This window comes from Rhodococcus pyridinivorans, from assembly GCF_900105195.1.
Taxonomy (GTDB): domain Bacteria; phylum Actinomycetota; class Actinomycetes; order Mycobacteriales; family Mycobacteriaceae; genus Rhodococcus; species Rhodococcus pyridinivorans.
This window is the reverse complement of record NZ_FNRX01000002.1, coordinates 3966990-3991119: the sequence shown is the minus strand read 5'-3', so window position 1 is coordinate 3991119 and position 24130 is coordinate 3966990. Positions and strand designations below refer to the sequence as shown.

Below are 24130 nucleotides of genomic sequence, written 5' to 3'. Positions count from 1 at the left end.
CGGGTCCGGGCGCGAAGAGGTGAGTTCATCCGATAAACTGCTGGTCAAATGAGTGATATTCAAGACGCCCCCGACCAGGAGACCGCAGCTCTCACGTTTGCCGATCTCGACATCGATGCACGTGTGCTGCAAGCTCTTTCGGATGTGGGTTACGAGTCCCCGTCGCCGATCCAGGCGGCGACCATCCCACCGCTGCTGGAGGGACGGGACGTCGTCGGTCTCGCTCAGACCGGCACCGGCAAGACCGCCGCCTTCGCGGTGCCGATCCTCTCGCGTATCGACACCTCCGTGAAGCGGCCCCAGGCGCTGGTGCTGGCGCCCACCCGCGAGCTCGCGCTGCAGGTCGCGGAGGCTTTCGGTAAGTATTCCGTCCATATCCCGGGCCTGTCCGTCCTGCCCATCTACGGCGGTCAGGCATACGGTGTACAGCTGTCCGGCCTCCGCCGCGGCGCCCAGGTCATCGTCGGCACCCCCGGACGTGTGATCGATCACCTCGCCAAGGGCACCCTCGACATCTCCGAACTCGAGTTCCTCGTCCTCGACGAGGCCGACGAGATGCTCACCATGGGCTTCCAGGAGGACGTCGAGCGCATCCTCGCCGACACCCCCGACACCAAGCAGGTCGCGCTGTTCTCCGCGACCATGCCGGGCGCGATCCGCCGGCTGTCGAAGCAGTACCTGAAGGATCCGCAGGAGATCACCGTCAAGTCGAAGACGACGACGTCGGCGAACATCTCCCAGCGCTGGGTTCTCGTCTCCCATCAGCGCAAGCTCGACGCGCTGACCCGAATCCTCGAGGTCGAGACCTTCGAGGCCATGATCATCTTCGTGCGCACGAAGCAGGCCACCGAGGACCTGGCCGAGCGCCTGCGCGCCCGCGGTTTCTCCGCCGCCGCCATCAACGGCGACATCGTGCAGGCCCAGCGCGAGCGCACGATCAACCAGCTCAAGAACGGCACGCTCGACATCCTCGTCGCCACCGACGTCGCCGCGCGTGGTCTCGACGTCGAGCGCATCAGCCACGTCGTCAACTACGACATCCCTCACGACACCGAGTCGTACGTGCACCGCATCGGCCGCACAGGCCGCGCCGGCCGCACCGGCGACGCGCTGCTGTTCGTCGCTCCGCGCGAGCGTCACCTGCTCAAGGCGATCGAGCGGGCCACCCGCCAGCCGCTCGCCGAGATGCAGCTGCCCACCGTCGAGGACGTCAACGCCCAGCGCGTATCGAAGTTCAACGACTCGATCACCGAGGCGCTCGCCTCCGATCACCTGCAGCTGTTCCGCACCTTCATCGAGGACTACGAGCGTGAGCACGACGTGCCGCTCGCCGACATCGCGGCCGCGCTGGCGGTGCTGTCTCGCGACGGCGAGTCGTTCCTCATGGAGGCCGAACCCGAGCCGGTCGCACCGCCGCGCCGCGAGCGCGAACCGCGCGAGCGTCCGCCGCGTCGCTTCGACGACGGGCCGAAGGTCGGTCGCGACGGCCAGGAGATGACCACCTACCGCATCGCCGTAGGCAAGCGTCACCGCGTGCAGCCCGGTGCGATCGTCGGTGCCATCGCCAACGAGGGCGGACTGCGCCGCGGCGATTTCGGGCACATCAGCATCCGTGCCGATCACAGCCTCGTCGAGCTGCCGAAGGATCTGTCGCCGCAGACCCTCGACGCGCTGCGCTCCACCCGAATCTCGGGCGTGCTCATCCAGTTGCAGCCCGACTCCGGCGCACCGTCCGGACGTCCCAGCTCGTATCGCGGACGCGACGACCGTCGCGGCGACGATCGACGCGGGGGAGACCGTCGCGATCACGGCAAGCGCGATCGTGGCGGCAAGCGCGAGTACGGCGACAGCCGTGGCGGCCGCTCCGGCGACTTCACGCACCGCAGCGACCGCAACGATCGTGGTGGTCGCGGCGGATACCGCGACTGAGACCGCCGGCCGATCCACTCGGCCGGGACGTCGGCGGTGGCACCGTCGACGTCCCGGCGCTCATGCGTCGAGTATGGGGGCTCCCACCGATACCTTCGGTCCCGAATCGGCGAACTGCGTGCGGTACAGCTCCGCGTAGCGGCCGCCCGCCGCCAGGAGATCGTCGTGGTTGCCGCGTTCGACGATGCGCCCGGCCTCGACGACCAGGATCTCGTCGGCGGCGCGGATGGTCGACAGGCGGTGCGCGATGACCACCGACGTGCGACCCTCGAGCGCCTCGGTCAACGCCTCCTGCACAGCGGCCTCCGAGGTCGAATCGAGATGGGCGGTGGCCTCGTCCAGGATCACCACCCGCGGATGGGCGAGCAGCAGTCGCGCGATCGTCAGCCGCTGACGCTCACCACCCGAGAGCCGGTAGCCGCGTTCGCCGACGACCGTGTCGAGTCCGTTCGGCAACGACGCGATCAGGGGCTCGAGGCGTGCGCGACGTAGGGCGTCCCACAGTTCGTCCTCGCCGGCTTCGGGGCGGGCGAGCAGCAGGTTGTTGCGGACCGTGTCGTGGAACAGGTGACCGTCCTGGGTGACCAGCCCGACTGTCGCGCGGATCGAGTCGGCGGTCAGTTCGCGGACGTCCGCTCCGCCGAGCAGCACGGCGCCGGAATCGACATCGTACAATCGCGGGATCAGTTGTGCGATGGTCGATTTGCCCGCGCCGGACGATCCGACCAGTGCGACCATCCGGCCCGGTTCCACGCGGAACGACACGTCGCGCAGCACCTCTTCGCCGCCCCGCGAATCGAGCACCGCGACCTCCTCGAGCGATGCGAGCGAGACCTTGTCGGCGGACGGATACGCGAAGCCGACATCCCGGAGTTCCACCGAGACCGGACCGCCGGGCACCGGCCGGGCGTCGGGCGACTGCTCGATCAGCGGCTTCAGATCGAGGATCTCGAAGACCCGCTCGAAGCTCACCATCGCACTCATGACGTCCATGCGGGCACTGGCCAGCGCCGTCAGCGGCGAGTACAGGCGCGTGAGGAGCATCGCCATCGCGACCACCGAACCGGGATCGAGCTGGTCGCGCAGGGCATAGAAACCGCCGAGGCCGTAGACGAGCGCGAGCGCGAGTGCGGACACGAGTGTCAGAGCGGTGACGAACACGCTCTGCAGCATCGCGGTGCGCACGCCGATGTCGCGGACCCGCGTCGCCCGGACGGCGAACTCCCTCGACTCCTGTGCCGGACGGCCGAACAGCTTGACCAGGGTGGCGCCTGGAGCCGAGAACCGTTCGGTCATCTGCGTGTTCATCACCGAGTTGTGGTTGGCGGCCTCCCGGCTGAGCTGCGCGAGCCGGGCGCCCATGTGCCGGGCGGGAATCACGAAGATCGGGAGCAGCAGCAGTGCGAGAAGGGTGATCTGCCAGGATATCCCGATCATCACCACCAGGGTGATCGCGAGGGTGACGATGTTGCCGACCACGCCGGACAGGGTGTCGCTGAAGGCACGCTGCGCACCGATGACGTCGTTGTTCAGGCGCGAGACGAGCGCGCCCGTACGAGTTCTCGTGAAGAAGGCGACCGGCATGCGCTGCACGTGGTCGAAGACCGTGGTGCGCAGATCGAGGATGAGATCCTCGCCGATGCTCGCCGACAACCAGCGGTTCGCGATCCCGAGGCCGGCCTCGATCAGTGCGATCGCGGCGATGATCACCGCGAGCAGTACCACGACCGAGACCGCAGCGCCGTCGACGATCGCGTCGATCACCCGGCCCGCGAGTACCGGTGTCGCGACGCCGAGCGCCGCGATGGTCACGCTCAGGACGAGATAGAAGGTGATGTTACGGCGGTGCGGCCGGGCGAACTCGGCGATCCGCCGTAGGCTCGCTCGGGAGAACGGCCTGCGGTCGCTCTCGGCGTGCATCGCGTTGTACATCGCGTTCCACGCGGTGACTTCCATGCTCATGGTGTCGGCCTCCTCGGGTCGCAGCCGAGGCTAGGACCTCGAGTGCGCTCGAGGTCAAGCCTAGGCTCGCACCACGACAGGACGAGGCGTCAGCGAGCCACGTCGATCACCACGCGGGTCGGTCCGGTGAGGGAGTACACCGAGAACGGCGTGCCGTGCGCGGCGACGCCGATGAACGACTGGGTGACACCTTCGAAGACGCCGGACCCGCTGACCTCCACCACGGATCCGCCGGCATCGGCGAGCACGGGATCCGGGCCGGCGTACTGCTCGACACCGCTGTCGAACGGATAGGCCGAGCCGTCGATGAGCACCTGCAGCACGGCGTCGCCGGCGACGGGGACCTCGTTGCCGCTGCCCTGCTGGAGTGCCTCGTCGACGTAGCCGACCCGCCACCCCGGTGTGCCCTCGCCGCCGAGTTCGTAGACCACGCGGTCGAAGCCCTCGTGACGTCCGGTGCGGATGTCGACGACCGTGAGTTTTGCGCCCTCTCCGGCCGGGGAGACCTTCTCGCGCGCGTCGCGCGGGACCTCGTCGGAGGTGGTGGTCTCGGGAGCCGAGGACGTCGGCGTGTCGACCGAGACGGCGGGGGAGGGTGCGGGCTCGTCGGCACCGGCGGAGCATCCCGCCAGGACCAGTGCTGTTGCGGTGACGGCCAGGGCGAGACGCGTGTGCTTCATGGGACTCATGGTACGTCGGAGCTCCCGTCGGCCACTGGCGACGCTCGCGGGGGTTGACCGGATCGAGACGTGAGGCGCACAATTCATCCAAGGATGATTTCAACACTCGATGAATTGAGTGGATCATGGCCATCGACCACATCTCCGACGCTGTCGACATCCGCGATCTGCACGTTCGGCGTGGCACCCATCGAGCTCTCGAGGACGTGAGCGTGCGCGTCCCGCGCGGGGCGATCACCGGACTGCTCGGCCCCTCGGGCTGCGGGAAGACCACCCTGATGCGCACGATCGTCGGCACCCAGATCGTCGAATCCGGCACGGTCACGGTGCTGGGCCTGCGCGCGGGCAGCGCCGAACTGCGCCGCCGCATCGGTTACGTCACCCAGTCGCCGAGCGTCTACCCCGACCTGACCGTCACCGAGAACGTCTCCTATTTCGCCTCCCTCTACGGGCGGAAGGGCGCCGCGGTCGCCGACACCCTCGCGGCGGTCGGGCTCACCGACCACGCCGGCAACCGGACGGCGGCCCTCTCCGGCGGTCAAATGGGCCGGGTGTCGCTCGCGTGTGCGCTGGTGGGCGATCCCGAACTGCTCGTGCTCGACGAACCCACCGTCGGACTCGATCCACTGCTGCGCGCCGAGCTGTGGGAGCACTTCCGCGCGCTCGCCGACCGCGGCACCACCCTGCTCGTGTCGAGCCACGTCATGGACGAGGCCGGCCACTGCGACGAGCTCGTCCTCCTGCGCGAAGGCCGACTGGTGGCCCAGCTGACCCCGGTCGAACTGCGCGAACAGACGGGGGAGACGGGCCTCGAGAACGCTTTTCTCCGACTCATCCGGAACCGGACGGGAGCACGACCGTGAGCGCCGTCATCTATGCCACCACGACCACCCGCATCCTGCGTCAGTTGCGAGCCGACCATCGCACCGTCGCGATGATCGTGCTCGTCCCGAGCCTGTTGATGACGCTGCTGTACTTCATGTACCAGAACGCGCCCACCGGCCCGGGCGGAGTCTCGCTGTTCGACCGGATCGCCGTCACGATGCTCGGGATCCTCCCGTTCGTCGTGATGTTCCTGGTCACCTCCATCGCGATGCAACGCGAACGCAGTTCGGGCACCCTCGAACGGCTTCTCACCACACCGCTGACGAAACTCGACCTGCTTGCCGGTTACGGCAGCGCCTTCTCGCTCGCGGCGGCCGTCCAAGCCGGTCTCGCATGCGTGGTGGCCTTCTGGCTGCTCGACGTCACCAGCGCCGGATCCGTGCTGTGGGTGCTGGTCGTCGCGGTTCTCGTCGCCGTCCTCGGGGTCTCCCTGGGGCTGCTGTGCAGCGCCTTCGCCCGCACCGAGTTCCAGGCCGTGCAGTTCATGCCGGTGATCGTCATTCCGCAGTTCCTGCTGTGCGGGTTACTCGTCGCCCGGGACGATCTGCCCGACTGGCTGCGCTGGATCAGCAACGCACTGCCGTTGAGCTACGCGGTGGAGGCGCTGCAGGAGATCACCGTGAATCCGGGGGTCACCGCCGTCATGGTGCGGGATCTGATCGTCGTCGCGGCGTTCACCGCCGCGGCCCTCACACTCGGTGCGGCGACGCTGCGCCGTCGCACCCCGTGACGAGCGAGGCCGGGACGCGGCGCCCCGGCCGCCGTCCCGGGAACTCGGGCGCGCGCGGCGACATCCTCGCGAGCGCCCGGGAACTGTTTGCCGCCAACGGTTTCGACAAGACGACGGTGCGTGCGGTAGCGGCCCGTGCAGGGGTGGACCCGGCGCTCGTGCACCACTACTTCGGCACCAAGCTGCAGCTGTTCACCGCGTCCATCGCGCTGCCGGTCGATCCGCGCGACGTCCTCGCCCCCGTCTACGCGGCCGAACCCGAAAATCTCGGCCGTGCCCTCACGACCGCCCTTCTCGGTGTGTGGGACTCCCCGCACCGCGACGCGGCCGTGGCGATGTTCCGTGCGCAGATCGCCGGGGGCGACAGCGGTCTGATCCGCTCGTTCCTGCTGGAAGTCGCGCTCGCACCGCTGTTCGAGCGTATCGACCGTCCCGTCGGCACCGGCCGGCTGCGGGCCGAACTGGTGGCCACCCAGATGACCGGGATCATGCTGGTGCGCTACATCATCGGACTCGAACCGCTCGCGTCGATGTCGTCGGAGCAGCTCGTCGAGATCGTCGCCCCCACTGTGCAGCGCTATCTGACCGGCGACCTGCCCGGCATGTGACCGCAGCTTCGGGGGCGTGCGCTTCGGTCGGAGACAGAGGCGCGCCGTCGACACGGTGCATCGGTCCGCGCACGACGCAAACGTAGAACGGAGTGTGTCGTCAGGTCGAGTGCTCCCGCAGGAAGGCGATGTCCTCGGCGAGTCCCTCCGCCGGGGTCTCGAGCACGATCGGTGCGTCGGCCTGCACCGCGATCTCCGCGAGCAACTGCGGATCGATCTGCCCGTCGGCGAGATTGGCGTGCCGGTCGCGGGCCGAATCGAACTCGTCACGCGAATTGTTCAGGTGCACCAAATCGATCCGGCCGGTGACCGCACGCACCCGTTCGACGACACCGACGAGATCCTCACCGCCCGCCCAGGCGTGGCAGGTGTCGAGGCAGAAGCCGGGACCGTAGTCGCCGATGGCGTCCCACAGACGTCCGATCGCGTCGATGTAGCGGGCCATCGCGAAGTCGCCGCCCGCCGTGTTCTCGACGAGGATCGGCACCCCGAACCCGCCCTTGTCCTCCTGCCGTTCGAACAGCTTGCGCCAGTTCTCCACCCCGGCGGCGACATCCTCACCCGCGCGCACGTGCCCGCCGTGGACCACCAGCCCGAGCGCACCGATACGCGCGGCCGCCTCGGCGTGGTCGGCGACGGCCTTGCGCGACGGCATCCGCACCCTGTTGTTCAGGCTCGCTACGTTGATGACGTACGGCGAGTGCACCACCACGTCGACGTCCGATGCGAGGATCTCCTCGGTGCGCGGATGCTCACCGGGCTTCGTCCATTTCTGCGGGTCCGACAGAAACACCTGCACCAGATCGGCACCGAGATGTTCGCCCTGACCGATGGGATCGTCGTCCTGCCGGACGTGCGCACCTATCCGCATGTGCCACAGGTTAGGGCAGTGTCCCGCCGACCGGGACCGCAATACCCGGACGTGCCCGGAATCTGCTCGACTCCTCGCATGGGCACACTCGAAGGCGGCAAACTCGACGGCAGGGTCGCGCTGATCACCGGCGCAGGTCAGGGGGTCGGTCAGGGGGTTGCGTTCGCGCTGGCCCGCCAAGGTGTGGCCATCGCGGTCGCCGGCCGGACCGAGTCGAAGCTGATCGACACCGCCGAGCAGATCCGCGCCTTCGGTGGCACCGCCGAGCCGGTCGTGTGCGACATCGCCGATCCGGATGCGATCGCCGCCGCGGTGGACCGCACGGTCAGAGCCTTCGGAGGTGTCGACATCCTCGTCAACAACGCGAGCTTCAATCCGCTCGGGCCGCTGCTCGACCTGAAGCCGGCCGTGCTGGAGAAGGCGTACCGCTCGGGTCCGCTCGCCGCGCTGCACGCCATGCAACTCGTCCACCCGATCATGAAGGAACGCGGTGGCGGGTCGATCGTCAACATGGTCACCTCCGCCGCGGTGCGCTGGGACGCGAGTGGTTACGGCGGCTACGCCTCGACCAAGGAGGCACTGCGGTCGCTGACCCGCACCGCGGCATCCGAATGGGGAGTCGATGGCATCCGAGTCAATGCCATCGCCCCGCACGCCCTTTCGCCGGGCCTGAAATGGTGGACGGAGAAGAACCCGGAGGAGGCCGCCGAGTTCGTGCAAACCATCCCGCTCCGCCGCATCGGCGACCCCGAAGAGGACATCGGGCGCGCCGTGGCGTGGATTGTGAGCGACGACGCACGCTATCTCACCGGCGCGACGATCCCGCTGGACGGGGGTCAGGCACGCTGGGCCTGAGCCACCGCCCCGGCATACACCCGTATCCCCGAATCGAAGATCGGGGTCATCCCCGATGGTGCGGTGGTCCCGGCACCGGGAAGATGGGTGCATGCCACTGCACTCGGCCCCAGCAGCCCGCGCCCAGGACCTGAAGAAGATCTACGGAACCGGAGAAACCGCGGTACACGCCCTCGACGGTGTGACCGCGGATTTCGCCGCCGGTGAGTTCACCGCGATCATGGGTCCCTCCGGATCGGGCAAGTCGACCCTCATGCACTGCCTCGCAGGTCTCGACAGCGCGACCTCCGGAGCGGTCTTCATCGGCGACACCGATCTGACGACCCTGTCCGACAAGGGGATGACCCAGCTGCGGCGCGACCGCATCGGCTTCGTCTTCCAGGCGTTCAACCTCGTCCCCACCCTCACCGCGCTCGAGAACATCACCCTGCCGGTGGACATCGCGGGCCGCAAGATCGATCAGGAATGGCTCGACACCGTCGTCACCCGTCTCGGTCTCACCGACCGTCTCGGACACCGCCCCGGCGAATTGTCCGGTGGCCAGCAGCAGCGTGTCGCGTGCGCGCGTGCCCTCGCGGGCCGGCCGGAGATCATCTTCGGCGACGAGCCGACCGGCAACCTCGACTCCCGCTCGTCCGGTGAGGTGCTGTCCATCCTGCGGGCGGCCGTCGACGAGTTCGACCAGACCGTCGTGATCGTCACCCACGACCCGCGTGCCGCCGGCTACGCCGACCGCGTGGTGTTCCTCGCCGACGGACGCATCGTCGACGAGATGCGCGAACCGACGGCCGAACGAGTGCTCGACCGGATGAAACAGTTCGATCCCGCCTCCGCGGCTCCCGTGGCGGAATAGGAGACACCGCGATGAGTGGGAATCCCATCCGCAGGGTTGCCCTGCGCAACCTCGCCGCACACAAGGTGCGGCTCGCCCTGACCGTGCTCTCCGTGGTGCTCGGCACGGCCTTCATCACCGGTTCGTTCGTCTTCACCGACACACTGCAGCGCACCTTCGACGGCATCTTCGGCGACGTCGCCCAGGGCGTCGACGTCCGCGTCAGCACCGAGCAGTACGGCACCAGCGGTGTCCCGATCGAGGCCGTCGACCAGGTCGTCGCCCTCCCCGGCGTCGAGCGCACGTCCCCGTCGATCGGTGGCGGCATCATCGTCCTCGACTCCGAGGGCGCCGCGATCCAGACCGGAGGCGCACCCGCCGAGGGTTACGCCTACATCCCGCCCGACCGTCTCGTCGGCGAACCGGAGACCTTCGTGGCCGGTGGACCACCCGCGGAGAGCGGGCAGATCGCGCTCAACGAGAGCGCGGCCGAACGCGGTGATCTCTCGATCGGCGACAGCACGACCGTGCTCACCATCTCGCAGGGCATGGTGCCGGTGACCGTCAGCGGCATCTACGAACTCGAGACCGACACCGGCGGCTACATCGGTGCGTTGTTCACCGAGGAACAGGCCTCCCAGCTGTTCACCGACGGCCGGCACATCGGCTTCCTCGACGTCGCAGGCGACGGTTCGCTCTCGCCCGAGCAGCTGCGTGACGAGATTGCGGCAGCGCTGCCCGAGCTGAAGGTGCAGACCGGAGCCGAGGTCACCGAGGAGACCAAGTCGCAGGTCGCCGAGGCCCTGAACTTCCTCAACTACTTCCTGCTCGCGTTCGGCGCGATCGCACTGCTCGTCGGCACGTTCATCATCTACAACACCTTCTCGATGATCGTCGCCCAGCGACTACGCGAACTCGCCCTGCTCCGCGCGATCGGCGCGAGCCGCAAGCAGGTCGGCCGGTCGGTCACCCTCGAGGCCTTCGTCGTCGGTCTGATCGGCAGCATCATCGGTATCGCCGCGGGCGTCGCGCTCGCCTACGGCCTGCGCGCGGCACTGAACGCCGCGGATCTCGGACTGCCGTCGGGCCCGCTGCAGTTGTCCCCGCGCACCGTGATCGTCGCGCTGCTCGTCGGCGTGGTCGTGACGATGGTCAGCGCCTACGCCCCGGCGCGGCGCGCGACCCACGTTCCGCCCGTCGCCGCGATGCGCGAGGAATCCACAGCGACCGTCGAGTCGCTGCGCATCCGCACGATCATCGGTGTGCTCTGCGCGATCGTCGGTGCGGCACTCGTCGTGGTGGGCGCACAGCAGGTCGGTGGCGGCGCGGCCTCGACCGTCGGTATCGGCGCCTTCCTGCTGATCCTGTCGGTGCTGTTCGCGGCGCCGGCGTTGTCCCGGCCCGTCGTGAACGCGCTCGGTGCGGTCTTCGCTCGGCCGTTCGGGGCGATCGGCCGGCTCGCGCGCACCAATGCGACCCGCAATCCGCGTCGCACCGCCGCGACCGCGTTCGCCCTCACCCTGGGGCTGATGCTCGTCTCCGTCATCGGGGTATTCGGGTCGTCGGCGAAGGCCAGTGTCGACGCGCTCGTCGACAACGGGGTCGAGGCGGACTTCATGCTCACCGGGCCGCAGATGTTCGGTGTCCCGGCCCCCGCCGCCGAGGCGGTCCGCGGAGTGGACGGCATCGAGGAGGTCGTGCCCGCCTACGGCGTGCAGGCCAAGATCGACGAGGACTTCGAGTTCGGCACCGGAGCGGGCGGGCCCCTCCAGGACGTTCTCGACCTGGACATGGTCGCGGGAGCCTTCGAGGTGACCGGGAACGAGATTCTCGTCTCGCAGGCCTCGGCGGACGACCACGGCTGGGAAGTGGGCTCCACCGTTCCGCTCACCAGTCGCGACGGCGACACCGTCGACACCACGGTCGCCGGCATCTTCGCCGACAACCAGCTGATCGGTCCGTGGGTCGTCTCGCAGGAGCTGTTCGAGCAGTTCACGCCGCCGAACAACCGGTCGGCGCTCGTCGTCCTCATGAACACCGTCGACGGTGCCGATCCGGAGACCGTGCGCGCGTCGATCGAGGAGGCCGTCAAGGACTACGTGATCGTGCAGGTCCTCGACCGTGAGCAGTTCAAGGGTCAGCAGGCGCAGCAGATCGACATGCTCCTCGCGATCCTCTACGGCCTGCTCGCCCTCGCCGTAGTCATCGCCATCCTCGGCATCGTCAACACCCTCGCGCTGTCGGTGGTGGAACGGCGGCGGGAAATCGGCATGCTCCGCGCCGTCGGTATGCAACGCGCCCAGGTGCGTCGCACGATCTACCTGGAGTCGCTGCTCATCGCGGTCTTCGGCGCGGTCGTGGGTGTCGTGCTCGGTCTCGCGTTCGGCTGGGCGTTCGTACGCACCCTCGCCGATCAGGGACTCGACATCATCTCGGTGCCGTGGTCGCAGGTCGTCGGCATGCTCGTCGCGTCCGGCATCATCGGTGTCCTCGCGGCGCTGTGGCCCGGCCAGCGTGCGGCGAAGACGCCGCCGCTCGAAGCGATCAGCGACATGTAGGCAGAAAGTGCAGGTGGACACGAGTTGTCCACAGGCAGTGGAGTTGTCCACAGCGGCCGGCCCGCGGAGCATTTCGCGGGCCGGCCGTCGTCGGTGCCCCTTATGCTTCCGCGGCAGGGGGTGGTGGTGTGCAGGTGGACGATCTGGCGGGGTGGGATCCGGATGCGCTCGAGCGCACGGCGACCGAGCTCGCGGCATGTGCCGATGCCGTCGACGCCGTGGCCGGCGACGTCGCGCGGTCGGCGTCCTTCGGCGACGCCTGGAGCGGTGCGGCGCATGACGGAGCGACGTCCGCATTCGCCTCGTACGGGCGGGATCTCGCGGCACAGGCCGAGTCGTATCGGCGAGTGTCCGCATGTGCGCGGTTCGTCGTGCCGCGACTGCGGGCACTGCACTCTGAACTGGGCGAGCTGCAGACCAGGGCCGCTGCGCGGGGTTTCCCGCTCGACGCCGACGAATTGCTCGCGGCGTCGCTGCGATCGCTGCTCGTCCGTGCCGATGGGCTCGACCGCGAGGCCGCCGCTCGCCTGAGTGTCGAATCCGAGCCGCCGGGAACGGTTCTCGGCGAACAGGGTCGCCTACATACCGCGATCGCGCGGTCCGGATCGACGACGCTGCCGGTCCTGCCGGATCCGGCCACCGATCCCGTGCAGGTCGCGCAGTGGTGGAACGGTCTCGACGACACGGCACGCACCGCGCTGGTCGCCGAACATCCCGAACGGATCGGCGCCCTCGACGGACTACCCGCTGCGGTTCGCGATCTCGCCAATCGTGCCCTGCTCGACGACGAACGTCGCCGCCTCGAATCCGTCGCGACACAACTGCGGGCCGAACTCGACGCGATGTTCCTCGGTGGCACCGTGATCGACAGTCTCGGCGTCACCGGACTGTTCACCGACGCCGATGCCGGGCTCGAACAGACGGTGTGGAAGATCGAGGCCCTCGCCGCGATCGACGCGACCCTCGCCCACGGCGACCGGCAATTGCTCGCCCTCGACCTGTCCGGACGCGAAGCGATGGCGGCGGTGGCCGTCGGGGACGTCGACACCGCCGAGCATCTGGCCGTCTTCGTCCCCGGCGCCGGCTCGACCGTGCAGGACAATCTGCAGGGCTACGACACGCAGGTCGCGGCGCTGCGCGACGCCGCTCGGCTCCACCTCACCGGCGGCGATCCCTCCGTCGCGGCGGTCACCTGGCTGAATTACCAGGCGCCCCAATGGGGATGGGGTCTCGCGTTCACCGAGCGCAGTCCGGTCTCCGACCTCGCCGCCCGGATCGCCGCGCCTCGCCTGGTCGACTTCCTCGACGGCATCGCGGCCTCGCGTCCCGACGACCCGCGTATCACCACGGTCGGGCATTCCTACGGGGCCGTCGTCTCTGGTCTGGCGCTGAGGGAGACCGGTGCGGTCGATGCCGCGGTGTTCGTCGGGGCTCCGGGGATCGGGACCGGCGACGTGACCGACCTGCGGATCCCACCCGGCTCCGCCTATCTCGTCGAAGCCGAGCGCGACATCGTCGCCGACGTCGGAACCTTCGGTGGCGACCCGAGCTTCCTCGACGGCCTGACGCATCTTCCCGCCGGTCCGGGCACCACCACCGCCGGAGTCCCGCTCGCGGGCATCACCGGCCACAGCTCGTATCTCACCCCCGGAACGTCGAGTTCCCACCACATCGCCGGTGTCGTCGCGGGCACCGCAGAACGGAGTACGCCGTGACCTCTGTGTGGAGTTTTCGGCTCGGGGCGTGCGTCGTCGTTCCGGCAGCACTGCTCGCGGCGTGCACCACCACGGTGACCCCGGTCGCGATGCCCGAACCGGTCGCCACGACCAGCGCGGGCGCGGTCGAGTTCTACACCGCCGTGCAGCGCGACGTCCTCACCGCGCTGTCCGCCGAGTTCCCCAGCGTGCGCTTCGAACCGAAGTACGCGAGCACCACCGCGGGATGCACGCTGCCCGACGGCACCTCGGGCCTGACGGTGCACCTCCCGATCCACGGCTCGGGCAGGCCGGTGCCGGTCGACGAACTAGACCGTGCGGCCAGGGTCTTCGAGGACACCGCCGCGCGGGCGGGCTTCCACGGTCGTCATGTGCTGCCTCCGGATACCGGTCTCGCCGTCCGGATGTTCGCGGCCGACGGCTCGTACATCACCTTCGGCAGTTACGTCGCCGCGACCGTCGGACTCACCGTCGGTTGTTACCCGGAGTAGGCCCGGTAGTCGGCTAGGCTCGTCCGAGCGACGGCCGCTCGGGCCGTCGTGATTCGTGCTGGCAGCCGTGGAGGGACGAACAGATGCGCCCGATGCTCGGCATCTCCGTCGACGACGGTGAAGTGTGCGCGGTCCTCGTCGATGCCGACGTTCCGAGTCTCGGTCCGTTCGACTCCCAGCGAGGCTTCGGCGCACCCGGGGACACGCCGGCGGAGGCCGCTGCCGCTGCCGCCTCCGCCATGGCGGAACGTGCCGCCGCGGCGTCGCTGACCCTGTCCGCGGCCGCGGTGGTGACCGGTCCCGAGAACGACGAGGACGCCGAACCGGTCACCGAGGCGGTGCGAGCCGTGCTCGGTATCGACGTCGACACGGTCCTGCTCGACGACGCGCGACTGGCCTTCCTCGCCGGAGCACCCGAACTCGCGGAACTGCCGGTCCTGGCCCTGCACACCCGTACCTACGGCGTCGAATCCGCATCGATGGTCGACGTCCCCTCGCGCACGGTGCTGTCCACGGTGAGTCCCGACGGCGACGAGTTCGGTCCCTACACGCAGTCCCTGCCCGAGGCGATGGACGAAGCGGTCGCCCGCGCCGGCACCTCGCCCGACGCGGTGGTCTTCCTCGATCTGCGTCCCGGCGACGCCCGTCCGGCACGAGAGCTCGCCACCGTCCTCGGTGTTCCCTTCGTGACTCCGCACGGGGTGCCCTGGCATCGCGCGACCGGTGCCGCGCTCGTCGCAGCCGCCCGCCGCTCCCCGACGGTCGTCGCCGCGCCCACGAACCGTCGTCGCGGCACCGTCCTGCCGGCCATGCTCGTCGCGCTCGTCGCCCTGCTGGGTGGGGGACTGGCCGTCGCGGTGAGCAGCGGCGTGCAGGCGGAACGCTCCGCGCCCGGACTGCAGACGGCCGTGGCGCCGCCGCCGTCGCCGGTGCCGTCGCCCGATCGCGCACCCGTCGCCGACCCGTGCTCCGAGGCGCGACCGGCATCGTGGCCGGCCCACGCGTCCGATCCGGTCGACCCGGTGCCGACGCCCGAGACGCCCACCGAGATTCCCTGCGGCAGCGCACCTCCCACCGCTCCGTGATCGGCCGGTGATCGGGCGCATTTCTCAGGTGCGCAGTGCCGAAAGGCGCATCTCTCAGGTGCGCAGTGTCCGACCGGCGCGCGTCAGCGATTCCGCATCGGATGCGACGACGACATCGGCGAACCGATCGCGGTAGTCGCCGAGGTCGTCGCCGACCGAACCGACCACCGCGACCACCGGAACGTCGCTGCAGCGCGCGAGGATCGCCGAGACGATCTTGCCCGCCCGCGACTGGCCGTCGAGCCGTCCCTCGCCAACCACGACGAGATCGGCGGTGCGCACGGCGTCGTCGAATTCCACTGCGTCGAGCACGAAGTCGGCTCCCGACCGCAGTTCTGCACCGAACCGCGACCACATCCCACCGGAGAAACCCCCGGCCGCTCCAGAGCCGTCGACCTCCCGCGGGTCGCGGGGGAGGGTCAGCGCCCTCTCTTCGAGGCGGCGCGTGAGCAGCGCGACGGCTGCCGTATCGGCGCCCTTCTGCGGCCCGAAGATCCGTGCCGCATCGGTGTAGCGGGTCGTCACGTCGGACAGCACGGTGACGCGGGCGTCGTCGAGCCCACCCCGCTCGTCGATCGCGGCGATCGCACCTGCGCCCCCGTCGGTCGTCGCCGACCCACCGGCCGCGACGACGATGTGCCGTGCTCCGCGCCGGACGGCTTCGGCCATGACCATCCCGGTGCCGTAGGTGTCGGCGGTGACGGCGTCGCGCGGACCGTCGTGCGGAGTGGTGATGCCGCTCGCCGTCGCGAGTTCGACGACGGCCGTGCCGTCCGGCGACATCCCCAGCAGTCCGCGGCACGGTGCGCGCCACGGGTTCACGGCCTCGACCTCGATCCGGGCGAGACCGAGCGGCCCGGCGAGCGCGTCGAGAGTGCCCTCGCCGCCGTCCGCGACGGGCATCCGGATCGCGGTGTGCCCGGCGCTCTCCACACCGGAGGCGATCGCGTCGGCGACCTCGACGGCGGTGTAGGTGCCCTTGAAGCTGTCGGGGGCGATCAGGATGCGGGTCACCGGAGGGCCCAGTCGAAGGCCTCGGCCTCGGAGCGGGCGCCCTTCCGGGCACGCGACCGGTTCGGTTCGTCCAGTTCGGCGACGATGTCCTCGCCGAGCCGGACCAGGGCGCCGAAGACCTCCGGGTCCAGCCACGACGGGCGGGTCGCGAACAGCAGGTCCTCGCTCGCGGTGTTGCCGCTCGCACCCGGTGCGAACGGGCACCCGCCCAGGCCGGCGAGTGCGCCGTCGACGACGGTCGCCCCGGCGTCGATCGCGGCGAGGCTGTTGGCGACACCGAGACCCCACGTGTCGTGACCGTGGTAGACGATCCGTCGGTCGGGGGATTCGGCGGCCAGGCGCGCGACCAGCGACGACACCTGGCCGGGCACGGCCTGGCCCAGGGTGTCGGCGACGACGATGTCGGCGGCCCCGTCGGTGCGCGGATCGCATGCGATCTCCACGACCCGGTCGGGATCGACCGGCCCGTCGAACGGGCACGTGAACGCCGTGGCCAGGCACAACTGGATACCGCCGCCGACGGCGTGGGCGCGTTCGATCGCCGCCGGCATCGCGGCGATGCTGTCCGCGGTGTCGCGGCCGATGTTGGCGCGGTTATGGGCGTCGGAGACCGAGAAGCAGTACTGGAACCGTCGGGCACCGGCCGCGATCGCCTTCTCGACGTGGCGCGGCGTAGCGACCCAGATCCAGCAGCGGTCGAGTTCCTCCTCGGTCAGCGCTGCGACGAGGTCGAGGGTGTTCGCCATCGGCGGCACGAGGTCGGCGCGGGCCAGGGACCCGATCTCGAGTTCGGGCACGCCCGCGGCGAGCAGCGCCCGGACGATCTCCACCTTGCGTTCGGTGGGGAGCAGTTTGCCGGTCAGCTGCAGTCCGTCGCGCAGCGTCACGTCGCGCAGGATCACGTCCGTGCATGCTCGGTCACTCGTCGGTTCCGCCACTGTTTCCGCCTCCCCGTCGTGTTCCTGCCGACCCCACCGTCTCGAACCGCACCAGTATGCCCCGGTCACCGTGCGGGCACGATCCGTCGACACACCGATGGACTTTCGCGAGGACTGTGACAGATGACACTATCCTCACCGTTCTGATCGTGAATTGCCGGAAGGTGCGGGGAAATGGCTTCGGTCCTGGGAAAAGTACTGCTCTGGATCGCTCTGCTGGGGGGACTGGCCGGGGCGGTGATCGCCGTGTGGGCGCTGCACGTGAACGGGCTGGTGGCCTCGCTCATCGTCGCGTCGGTGACGGGACTCGTCCTGCTGCGGCTGCGCCCGGAGGCGCGTGACGACTCCGACATTGCGCTCACCTGAGCGGTCGACCTCGCGATCACCTGAGCGGTCGACCTCGCGATCACCTGAGCGGTCGACACCGCCCTCACCTGACGGGAAACGGGGCGTTCGGACTGTAGGGTGAGAACCGGCGTCCGGGTCGAGGGCGCCTCGCGTGGACGCGCTGCACGAGCGCGGCGTCGACGCCGGAGAGGGGGCCCGCGGCCTCCGCCGGGCGTGGAAGAGGAGCATCGGTCAGTGTCGCTGTGGTCTCGTGCCTTGTCGTCGGACGAACTCGACAGTCGTCGCTGGGTGGATCTGATGCCGTGGATCGACCGCTACGGATCGGCCCGCACCGCCGCCCTCGGGGCACTCGTATCGTCGTCCCGCTGGTGGGAGAACGAGTCGCCCGCCGAGACCTGTGAGCACACCGAGATCCCCGAACTGTGCGCCGAACTCGCCCACATCTACGTCACCGACCACCCGGAGCTACGCTTCGCGGACGGTCTGCTGCGTGAGGACGAAGTGCCTGTGGCCGCACTCGATCTCGGTCCGGCCGCCGCGACCCTCGTCGCGCGCCTCCCGCACGCACCCACCACCGCCGAATTGTTCAGTCGCAGTCCGGCCGATCTGCTCGGGATCCGCGGCGCCGACCGCGACGCGGTGGAGGAGATCGTCTGCGCCGCGCTCGTCGCGACGGTGCTCCGCGAACTGGCCACCCTCGAAGCCGATCCGCGTGCCGCGCGGGTGCCCGCCGCGGCGCTGCTCCTCGACGACCTGGCGGCGCTGGCGCGGTGGAGTCGCGTGTGCGGCCGCGACGATGCTCCTCTCCTGCTGGCCGTGATCGACGACGGGGCGCCGGAGGAGATCCAGGACGCCGCGGCCCGGTTGCGGGCACTCACCGCCCGCGACCTGCCGGTGGCGGCGCCGGCCGATCCGATCGCCGAACTCACCGACTACCTCGAGGGCTTGCCCGACGCGGAACGCACGGCCTTGCGGCGCCGCGTCCACGACGGCGTCGACGACCCGGCCGGGCCGTCCACCTTCCCATTCGGCACGGCGGTCGGCGACCTGCTCGCGGCGTTGCGCGTCGACGTGCGGCCGGTGGCGGCCTTCGACCGGATGGTGCGCACCCACCCGGTGCTGGGCCGGACCGTCCAGGGTTTCGACGTGCCCCTGTGGCGGGTGTTGCACCGTCTCGACGACCGTTTCGAGGTCGCGGACGGGTGGATCGCGGTACCGGATCTGCCCGACGCCGAGAAGCAGACCCGCGGACTGCTCTCGGAGTTCGAATCACCGAACGGTGTGGTCGAGCCCGCCGCCGTGAAGGCCGTGTGGTCGCTTCCCGACGACGAGTTCGAGGCGTGGACCCGGTACTGCGGCACGACGACCTTCGAAGGCCGTTTACTGTCCCCGCCGGACGGGCTCGCCGGGCGTGCCGCTCAGGTCCTCGAGGTGCTCGGCGATCCCCTGACCGCCGACACGCTTGTCGCGCGCATGGGGGTCAATGCCGACGTCCACACCCTCGTCTCCGAACTCGCCGACGACGAGCGCTTCACATCCGACGGTGAACGTTGGGCGCTGGCCGAGTGGGACGTCGACGTGGTCACCGCCATCCGCAACCGCATCGCACGGCTGGTCGATGCCCGCGGCGGAAGCGCCGATCGCGACATGGTGGTCGCCGCGCTCGTCGACCGATTCGGCATCTCGGAGGATTCCGCCCGGACGTTCACGGCCGGAGGGGATTTCGAGGTCGTCGACGGCCGTGTCCGGCGTCGTCACCGCTCGCACGTCCCGATCGCCCTGCCCGAGCGCACACGCCGCCTCTACCGGCTGGGGGAGGCCTGGCGCCTGCGCATCCCCGCGACCCGCGACCACCTGCGGGGAGCCGAGTTCACGGTTCCGTCCGCCGTCGCCGCGATCGCCGGGTGCGCACCGGGTGGGCACGTGATGCTCCCGTCCCGCCTGGGCGGCCAGACCCTGCGCTGGACGGGACCGGTGCCGCGTCTGTCCTCGATCCGCCGGTTTCTCGAGGACGTCGGGGTGGAGGAGGACAACGAGCTGCTGCTCGAGGTCCGCACCGACGGCCGGTTCGACGTCCTGCCGCTGCGCACCGTCGCCGACAACGCCGAACCGCTGCGCAAGGCGCTCTCGCTCATCGGCCACACCGAACCGGAGACCGTACCCGAGGAGCGGATCGCGTCGGCGTTGGCGTCCGCTCTCGGCCTCGACGGGGAGTCGCGCCCGCGCCGGATCCTGTCGGCCTACCGGGCCCGCAGGGAGACCGAAGTGGTGGCCCTGCTCGAACAAGCGTGGGTCCGTGTCCCGAACTGAGCGGGAAGTGGGTGCGCGTCCCGAACTGAGCCGGAAGACGTGATGCATCCGGCCCTTCGACGTAGCACGATTGGGGTATGGCCGACACGTCGAAACCCACCGCCGCAGTCCCCACCGCCCCCGACGCGGTCCTCGAGGCGTTGCGGGGAGCAGTCGCGTCGGTGGAGGCCGCCGTCGTGCGTCTCGAAGGCGACGATGCGGCGCCCGGAACCGTCGACCGCGTGCTCGACCTGGCCGGGGCGGAGCCGGCCGGCGACATCGTCGCGACCCACAATGTTCTGACCAGGGCGGCATCAATGGTCGACCACACCGGCGGTCTTCCCGACCGGGACTGGCAGTCGATCGCCGACCTCGGTGAGGTCCTCGCCCGGACGGTGACGCGTCTGCGCGGGCACGTCTCTTCGTCGCTCGACGATCTCGGACTCGACGCGGCGGTGGGTGAGCACGTCGAACTGCTGCAGAAGGTCGCGGTGGAGGAGGCTCTGGGGGAGACGCTGCAGTTGCTCGTGATCGTCGAGGACTGCCTGTTCCTGTGGCATCGCGTGCACCTGGCACGCACGCCCGACGACGAACTGCGCGACGCGCTGACCTCCGCCCGTCAGGTCCTGGCCGACCACTTCACGCAGGACGCCGAACTGCTGCGCCGCGCCCGTGCCGCGCTCGCCCGGTTCGCGGAGGGCACCCCGATCGAGGTCGTACGCCGCTTGTCGTCGGGACGGACGACGAAGGTGCTCGCGGGTCTGCGTCAGGACTTCGACGACTTCCGGTGGGCGTGCCGTGCCGACGAGGCGGGTTGGCTCGACGACGAGGACCCGGTGATCGCCGAGGCCCTGGACTCGATGAGCAGTCCGCTCAAGGCGGTCGGGGGAGTCCTCGGAGACGTGTTCGAACGCGGCCGGGCGCGGGTGACGGAGACGTGGAGTCGCTCCGAGGCTTCGGAATCTGCCGCTTCGGGATCTGCCGCTTCGGGATCTGCGGATTCGGGATCTGCGGATTCCGGATCGACCGCCTCCGGCTCCGACGAATCCACAACCGCCGGATCCGACGACCGGCAGTAGACGCCACCGCACCACCTTGCGAAGAGCGCTCGGTCCTCATACCTAGATCTGCTAGGGTCACCGTTATCCATAGAACCTCTAGGTATGAGGACGACATGTTCATCGAGAAGGATTTGGTGGCCGCGTCCGCCACCCCGCTCGTGCTCGGCATCCTCGCCGAGGGCGAGTCGTACGGGTATGCGATCATCAAACGCGTCAACGAGCTGTCGCAGGGCCGGATGCAGTGGACCGACGGGATGCTCTATCCCCTCCTGCACCGTCTCGAGCGGGCGGGGCACGTGTCCGCCACCTGGCGTGTCGCCGACAACGGGCGGCGCCGCAAGCACTACGCCATCACCGACGCGGGCCGGGAAGTCCTCACCGAACGGGCGGCGCAGTGGACGGTCGTCGCCGAGGCCCTGCACCAGGTGTGGCAGTCGGCCCAGTTGCCTCCCGCCGTCGCGCCGGGGTGGTCGTGATGACACTCGACGCACATCTCGAGGACCGGATCGCCGGCTGGCGCAACTACGTCGCCGACTATCGGGTCATCTCGTCCTCGGACATCGACGAGATGGAAGATCATCTGCGGGAACAGATCTCGGACCTCGCGTCGGTCGGACTGACGGCCGACGAGGCATTCCTCGTCGCGGTCGGCCGGATGGGTGGTCTCGACGAGGTCTCCCGCGAGTTCGCCCAGGAACACTCCGACCGGCTGTGGAAGCAGCTCGTCCTCACCGGTGGCGGTCGCGGTGAGGAGTCCGGAACCCCGCGTCGCCGTAGGGAACTCGCGGTCGTCCTCGCCTGCGCGCTCGGTGCCGGTCTGGCCGTCCGGGCCGGATTCGAGTGGCTCTCCGATAACGCACTGGTGCGCAACGCCGCCGTGCTCATGCTGCCCTTCCTCACGCTGTATTTCGCGTGGAAGCGTCAGATGAGTCCGAAGAGCAGTGCGCTCCTTGCCGTTCCGTTCGTCCTCGTGGCGATCGTGCTCAACGTCTTCCCGTTCGAACCGGGCGGCGCCACCGAGATCATCGCGGCGATCCACGCCCCGGTGGTCCTGTGGTTCGTCGTCGGTGCGGCCTATGTCGCAGGGCAGTGGCGATCCCATCGCCGTCGCATGGACTTCGTGCGCTTCACCGGGGAGTTCGCCGTGTACCTGGCGCTGCTCGCGCTCGGCGGCGGCGTGCTCATGGGGCTGACCGCGGGTGCCTTCAGCGCCCTGGAGATCGATATCGAACCGTTCTTCGAACAGTGGATCGTCCCGTTCGGGCCGGCCGGAGCGATCGTCGTCGCGGCCTGGCTCGTCGAGGCGAAGCAGCAGGTCGTGGAGAACATCGCTCCCGTTCTCACCCGGGTCTTCACGCCCGTCACGATCCTCATGCTGATCGCGCTGTTCGTCGCGGTGATCGCGGCCCACAGCGTCGTCGACGTCGACCGGGGCCTGCTGATCCTCATGGACCTGATCCTCGTGCTCGTCCTCGGACTTCTGCTCTACTCGATCTCTGCCCGCGACCCGCACGCCGCACCGGACGTCTTCGATCTGCTGCAGGTGATGCTGATCGCCGCGGCGCTCGCTGTCGACCTGCTGATGCTCACCGCGATGGCCGCCCGCATCGCCGAGTTCGGCTTCACCGCCAACAAGGTCACCGCCCTCGGTCTGAACCTCGTCCTCCTGGCGAACCTCGTGTGGGCGGCGTGGCTCGGCATCTCGTTCCTGCGGGGCCGCACCGGTTTCGCGGCGGTCGAGCGGTGGCAGATGCGCTACCTGCCCGTCTACTGCGGGTGGGCGGCACTGGCGGTCGTCGCGATCCCGCCGCTCTTCCGGTTCGTGTGAGCGCTCTCGACTCGGGACTACCATGCCCAGGACGGACGCGATGCCCACGTACACGATGAGGCAACTCGCTCTCGTCTGCGATCACCGACCAGAAGGCCCTCGCGGTCAAGTTCCTCGTCCGGCAGCGCGCCCAGGGCGTCAAGCTCACACCGACCGGTCACGCGGTGCTCGAGCGGGCGAAGATGCTGCTGCACCACGCGAGCGAACTCGAGAGCGACGCGCGGTCGGAGGCGGGCGACATCGTCGGTCCGGTGGCGGTGGGGTGTTATCTCTCCCTCGCGCCGACATCGACTTCCGCGAGGACACCCAGAACCGTTTGCGGATGCTGCTCGACGCGCCCGATCTCGTCGAGGCACTCGGCGCGACGGCCGGTGAGGCCTTCGTAGCCCGCCCCGACGGTCTGCTGCTGTGCCGTGTGCCGGTCGCCGACCTGGACAGTGTCGCCGCATCCCTGCGCTCCGGTGCCGCTCCGGCCGGCGCGGAGCTCCCGGCTCGGCCCGCCGAGCAGGTCACCGAGGACGACCAGCGTCGTGAGAACGTCTGGCTCGGCCTGTCGATCACCCTGGACCAGGCCCCTGAGGACGACCGCGAGGGCTTCCTGGCGCGACCCGCGCTGGTGCTCGGCTCGCAGGTCGACCGCCGGCAGTTCGAGGAGGCCATCGCGGCCGCCGCGGACACGTCGCCGCTGCGCGTGGAGGAACTCGCCCCGCAGGCCTGAGCGATCACATCGCTCGTATGTCCGCCCCCGATCACCCCTGCTACCGGGGGCGGACTGCTGCGCGGGGAGCTACCTCAGCGCGTCGAGTGCCTCGTCGATCGGGACGTCACCGTTGTTGAACTCGATGGTGCGTCCCACCGTCTCCGGTCGCTCGAGCACCGCTGCGGCGACGGCCGCGACGTCGGCGCGCGAGACCTGCCCCTTGTCGCTCGCCCCGTGCCCCTCGATCTCGATGCGGCCGGTGGGCGGGTCGAGGGTCAACGCGCTCGGACCGAGGATCGTCCAGTCGAGGTCGGTACCCCGCAGATGGGTGTCCGCGGCCGACTTGGCCTCGGCATAGGCATAGAAGCTGTTGTCCTCGGGGACGCCGTGGTCGGGGCGGGCCCCGAAGTACGACACCATCACGTACCGGCGGACCCCGGCCTCCTGCGCGGCGGTCATCGAGGCGATCGCCGCGTCGCGGTCCACCGCGTAGGTGCGTTCGGGATTCCCTCCGCCCGCGCCTGCAGACCAGACCACCGCGTCGTGGCCGCGCAGCAGCTCGGTGATCTCGGCGATGTCCATCTTCTCGACGTCGGCGACGACGGGCGTGCCACCGGCAGCGCGGACATCGTCGGCGTGATCGGGATTGCGGATGAATGCGCTGGTCTCGTGACCGGCATCGGCCAGCAGCCGCTCGAGATGCAACGCGACCTTGCCGTGTCCTCCGAAGAGTGCGATTCGTGCCATGGAG

General features: G+C 69.6%; 21 protein-coding genes and 1 pseudogene. 16 read left to right on the top strand and 6 right to left on the bottom strand.

Annotated features, from left to right (window positions below):
• Positions 1-48 precede the first annotated feature (48 nt).
• The gene (locus BLV31_RS18865) at positions 49-1929 is read left to right on the top strand and encodes a DEAD/DEAH box helicase (protein WP_006553923.1); all 1881 of its coding nucleotides are present in this window, start codon (positions 49-51) and stop codon (positions 1927-1929) included.
• Between the two features lie 60 nt (positions 1930-1989).
• Here the strand turns inward: BLV31_RS18865 and BLV31_RS18860 are convergent, their stop codons facing one another.
• Both BLV31_RS18860 and BLV31_RS18855 read right to left on the bottom strand, forming a co-directional pair.
• A complete protein-coding gene (locus BLV31_RS18860) occupies positions 1990-3891 on the bottom strand; it encodes an ABC transporter ATP-binding protein (protein WP_064060608.1) in 1902 nt (633 codons plus the stop codon).
• A gap of 89 nt (positions 3892-3980) precedes the next feature.
• Complete coding sequence (locus tag BLV31_RS18855; protein WP_006553924.1) at positions 3981-4571, bottom strand: AMIN-like domain-containing (lipo)protein; 591 nt, start codon at positions 4569-4571, stop codon at positions 3981-3983.
• Positions 4572-4696: 125 nt separating this feature from the next.
• Between BLV31_RS18855 and BLV31_RS18850 the strand changes: the two genes are divergently transcribed.
• From BLV31_RS18850 to BLV31_RS18840, 3 genes are read left to right on the top strand one after another with little or no spacing between them, the layout of a single operon-like run.
• On the top strand, positions 4697-5434 hold the full coding sequence (locus BLV31_RS18850; RefSeq protein ID WP_019288102.1) for an ABC transporter ATP-binding protein: 738 nt from the start codon (positions 4697-4699) through the stop codon (positions 5432-5434).
• The gene (locus tag BLV31_RS18845; RefSeq protein ID WP_064060607.1) at positions 5431-6186 is read left to right on the top strand and encodes an ABC transporter permease; all 756 of its coding nucleotides are present in this window, start codon (positions 5431-5433) and stop codon (positions 6184-6186) included. Before BLV31_RS18850 ends, BLV31_RS18845 begins: the two co-directional genes overlap by 4 nt.
• On the top strand, positions 6183-6794 hold the full coding sequence (locus BLV31_RS18840) for a TetR/AcrR family transcriptional regulator (RefSeq protein ID WP_006553927.1): 612 nt from the start codon (positions 6183-6185) through the stop codon (positions 6792-6794). The genes BLV31_RS18845 and BLV31_RS18840 overlap by 4 nt, the downstream gene beginning before the upstream one ends.
• Positions 6795-6894: 100 nt before the next feature.
• On the opposite strand, the gene BLV31_RS18835 is transcribed toward BLV31_RS18840, so the two are convergent.
• A complete protein-coding gene (locus tag BLV31_RS18835; protein ID WP_006553928.1) occupies positions 6895-7665 on the bottom strand; it encodes a deoxyribonuclease IV in 771 nt (256 codons plus the stop codon).
• A gap of 78 nt (positions 7666-7743) precedes the next feature.
• On the opposite strand from BLV31_RS18835, the gene BLV31_RS18830 reads away from it, so the two are divergent.
• The 6 genes from BLV31_RS18830 (at position 7744) to BLV31_RS18805 (ending at position 15201) form a co-directional block, all read left to right on the top strand.
• The gene (locus BLV31_RS18830; protein WP_006553929.1) at positions 7744-8520 is read left to right on the top strand and encodes an SDR family NAD(P)-dependent oxidoreductase; all 777 of its coding nucleotides are present in this window, start codon (positions 7744-7746) and stop codon (positions 8518-8520) included.
• 91 nt (positions 8521-8611) lie between these two features.
• Entirely contained in the window at positions 8612-9373 is a 762-nt protein-coding gene (locus tag BLV31_RS18825; RefSeq protein ID WP_006553930.1) for an ABC transporter ATP-binding protein, read from the top strand.
• An 11-nt stretch (positions 9374-9384) separates the two neighbouring features.
• Positions 9385-11910 carry an ABC transporter permease gene (locus BLV31_RS18820; protein ID WP_064060606.1) on the top strand — a complete coding sequence of 842 codons (2526 nt, stop codon included), beginning with the start codon at positions 9385-9387 and terminating at the stop codon, positions 11908-11910.
• A 134-nt stretch (positions 11911-12044) separates the two neighbouring features.
• Positions 12045-13625, top strand: coding sequence for an alpha/beta hydrolase (locus BLV31_RS18815; RefSeq protein WP_232512366.1), 1581 nt, complete (start codon positions 12045-12047; stop codon positions 13623-13625).
• Positions 13622-14116, top strand: a complete 495-nt coding sequence (locus tag BLV31_RS18810; protein ID WP_019288108.1) for an LppA family lipoprotein — start codon at positions 13622-13624, stop codon at positions 14114-14116. Before BLV31_RS18815 ends, BLV31_RS18810 begins: the two co-directional genes overlap by 4 nt.
• Before the next feature lie 83 nt (positions 14117-14199).
• On the top strand, positions 14200-15201 hold the full coding sequence (locus BLV31_RS18805) for a hypothetical protein (protein ID WP_039586261.1): 1002 nt from the start codon (positions 14200-14202) through the stop codon (positions 15199-15201).
• Between the two features lie 54 nt (positions 15202-15255).
• On the opposite strand, the gene BLV31_RS18800 is transcribed toward BLV31_RS18805, so the two are convergent.
• Complete coding sequence (locus BLV31_RS18800; protein ID WP_064060604.1) at positions 15256-16215, bottom strand: glycerate kinase family protein; 960 nt, start codon at positions 16213-16215, stop codon at positions 15256-15258.
• Positions 16212-17117 (bottom strand): hydroxymethylglutaryl-CoA lyase-like TIM-barrel protein, encoded by a 906-nt coding sequence (locus BLV31_RS18795; protein ID WP_064060603.1) that lies wholly within the window; start codon positions 17115-17117, stop codon positions 16212-16214. The genes BLV31_RS18800 and BLV31_RS18795 overlap by 4 nt, the downstream gene beginning before the upstream one ends.
• Before the next feature lie 210 nt (positions 17118-17327).
• On the opposite strand from BLV31_RS18795, the gene BLV31_RS18790 reads away from it, so the two are divergent.
• The 6 genes and pseudogenes from BLV31_RS18790 to BLV31_RS18765 form a co-directional block, all read left to right on the top strand.
• A complete protein-coding gene (locus BLV31_RS18790) occupies positions 17328-17519 on the top strand; it encodes a hypothetical protein (RefSeq protein ID WP_006553937.1) in 192 nt (63 codons plus the stop codon).
• Between the two features lie 216 nt (positions 17520-17735).
• On the top strand, positions 17736-19811 hold the full coding sequence (locus BLV31_RS18785) for a hypothetical protein (protein WP_064061906.1): 2076 nt from the start codon (positions 17736-17738) through the stop codon (positions 19809-19811).
• 77 nt (positions 19812-19888) lie between these two features.
• Complete coding sequence (locus BLV31_RS18780) at positions 19889-20869, top strand: hypothetical protein (protein WP_072740595.1); 981 nt, start codon at positions 19889-19891, stop codon at positions 20867-20869.
• Positions 20870-20964: 95 nt separating this feature from the next.
• Positions 20965-21327: a PadR family transcriptional regulator gene (locus tag BLV31_RS18775; protein WP_024103494.1), complete on the top strand. Its 363-nt coding sequence runs from the start codon at positions 20965-20967 to the stop codon at positions 21325-21327.
• Entirely contained in the window at positions 21327-22679 is a 1353-nt protein-coding gene (locus BLV31_RS18770) for a permease prefix domain 1-containing protein (protein WP_064060122.1), read from the top strand. Before BLV31_RS18775 ends, BLV31_RS18770 begins: the two co-directional genes overlap by 1 nt.
• 325 nt (positions 22680-23004) lie before the next feature.
• Positions 23005-23397, top strand: a pseudogene (locus BLV31_RS18765) (aromatic ring hydroxylase); the annotation flags it as partial.
• A gap of 69 nt (positions 23398-23466) precedes the next feature.
• On the opposite strand, the gene BLV31_RS18760 reads toward BLV31_RS18765, so the two are convergent.
• Positions 23467-24126, bottom strand: coding sequence for an SDR family oxidoreductase (locus BLV31_RS18760; RefSeq protein WP_006553946.1), 660 nt, complete (start codon positions 24124-24126; stop codon positions 23467-23469).
• Positions 24127-24130: the final 4 nt, after the last annotated feature.

What these genes read in the sequence shown, in the direction of transcription:
- BLV31_RS18780 (WP_072740595.1), top strand. Translation starts at nt 19,889, where the DNA reads ATGGCCGACACGTCGAAACCCACCGCCGCAGTCCCCACCGCCCCCGAC.
- BLV31_RS18835 (WP_006553928.1), bottom strand. Translation starts at nt 7,665, where the DNA reads ATGCGGATAGGTGCGCACGTCCGGCAGGACGACGATCCCATCGGTCAG.
- BLV31_RS18790 (WP_006553937.1), top strand. Translation starts at nt 17,328, where the DNA reads ATGGCTTCGGTCCTGGGAAAAGTACTGCTCTGGATCGCTCTGCTGGGG.
- BLV31_RS18760 (WP_006553946.1), bottom strand. Translation starts at nt 24,126, where the DNA reads ATGGCACGAATCGCACTCTTCGGAGGACACGGCAAGGTCGCGTTGCAT.
- BLV31_RS18770 (WP_064060122.1), top strand. Translation starts at nt 21,327, where the DNA reads ATGACACTCGACGCACATCTCGAGGACCGGATCGCCGGCTGGCGCAAC.
- BLV31_RS18775 (WP_024103494.1), top strand. Translation starts at nt 20,965, where the DNA reads ATGTTCATCGAGAAGGATTTGGTGGCCGCGTCCGCCACCCCGCTCGTG.
- BLV31_RS18855 (WP_006553924.1), bottom strand. Translation starts at nt 4,571, where the DNA reads ATGAAGCACACGCGTCTCGCCCTGGCCGTCACCGCAACAGCACTGGTC.
- BLV31_RS18860 (WP_064060608.1), bottom strand. Translation starts at nt 3,891, where the DNA reads ATGAGCATGGAAGTCACCGCGTGGAACGCGATGTACAACGCGATGCAC.
- BLV31_RS18865 (WP_006553923.1), top strand. Translation starts at nt 49, where the DNA reads ATGAGTGATATTCAAGACGCCCCCGACCAGGAGACCGCAGCTCTCACG.
- BLV31_RS18850 (WP_019288102.1), top strand. Translation starts at nt 4,697, where the DNA reads ATGGCCATCGACCACATCTCCGACGCTGTCGACATCCGCGATCTGCAC.
- BLV31_RS18830 (WP_006553929.1), top strand. Translation starts at nt 7,744, where the DNA reads ATGGGCACACTCGAAGGCGGCAAACTCGACGGCAGGGTCGCGCTGATC.
- BLV31_RS18805 (WP_039586261.1), top strand. Translation starts at nt 14,200, where the DNA reads ATGCGCCCGATGCTCGGCATCTCCGTCGACGACGGTGAAGTGTGCGCG.
- BLV31_RS18820 (WP_064060606.1), top strand. Translation starts at nt 9,385, where the DNA reads ATGAGTGGGAATCCCATCCGCAGGGTTGCCCTGCGCAACCTCGCCGCA.
- BLV31_RS18825 (WP_006553930.1), top strand. Translation starts at nt 8,612, where the DNA reads ATGCCACTGCACTCGGCCCCAGCAGCCCGCGCCCAGGACCTGAAGAAG.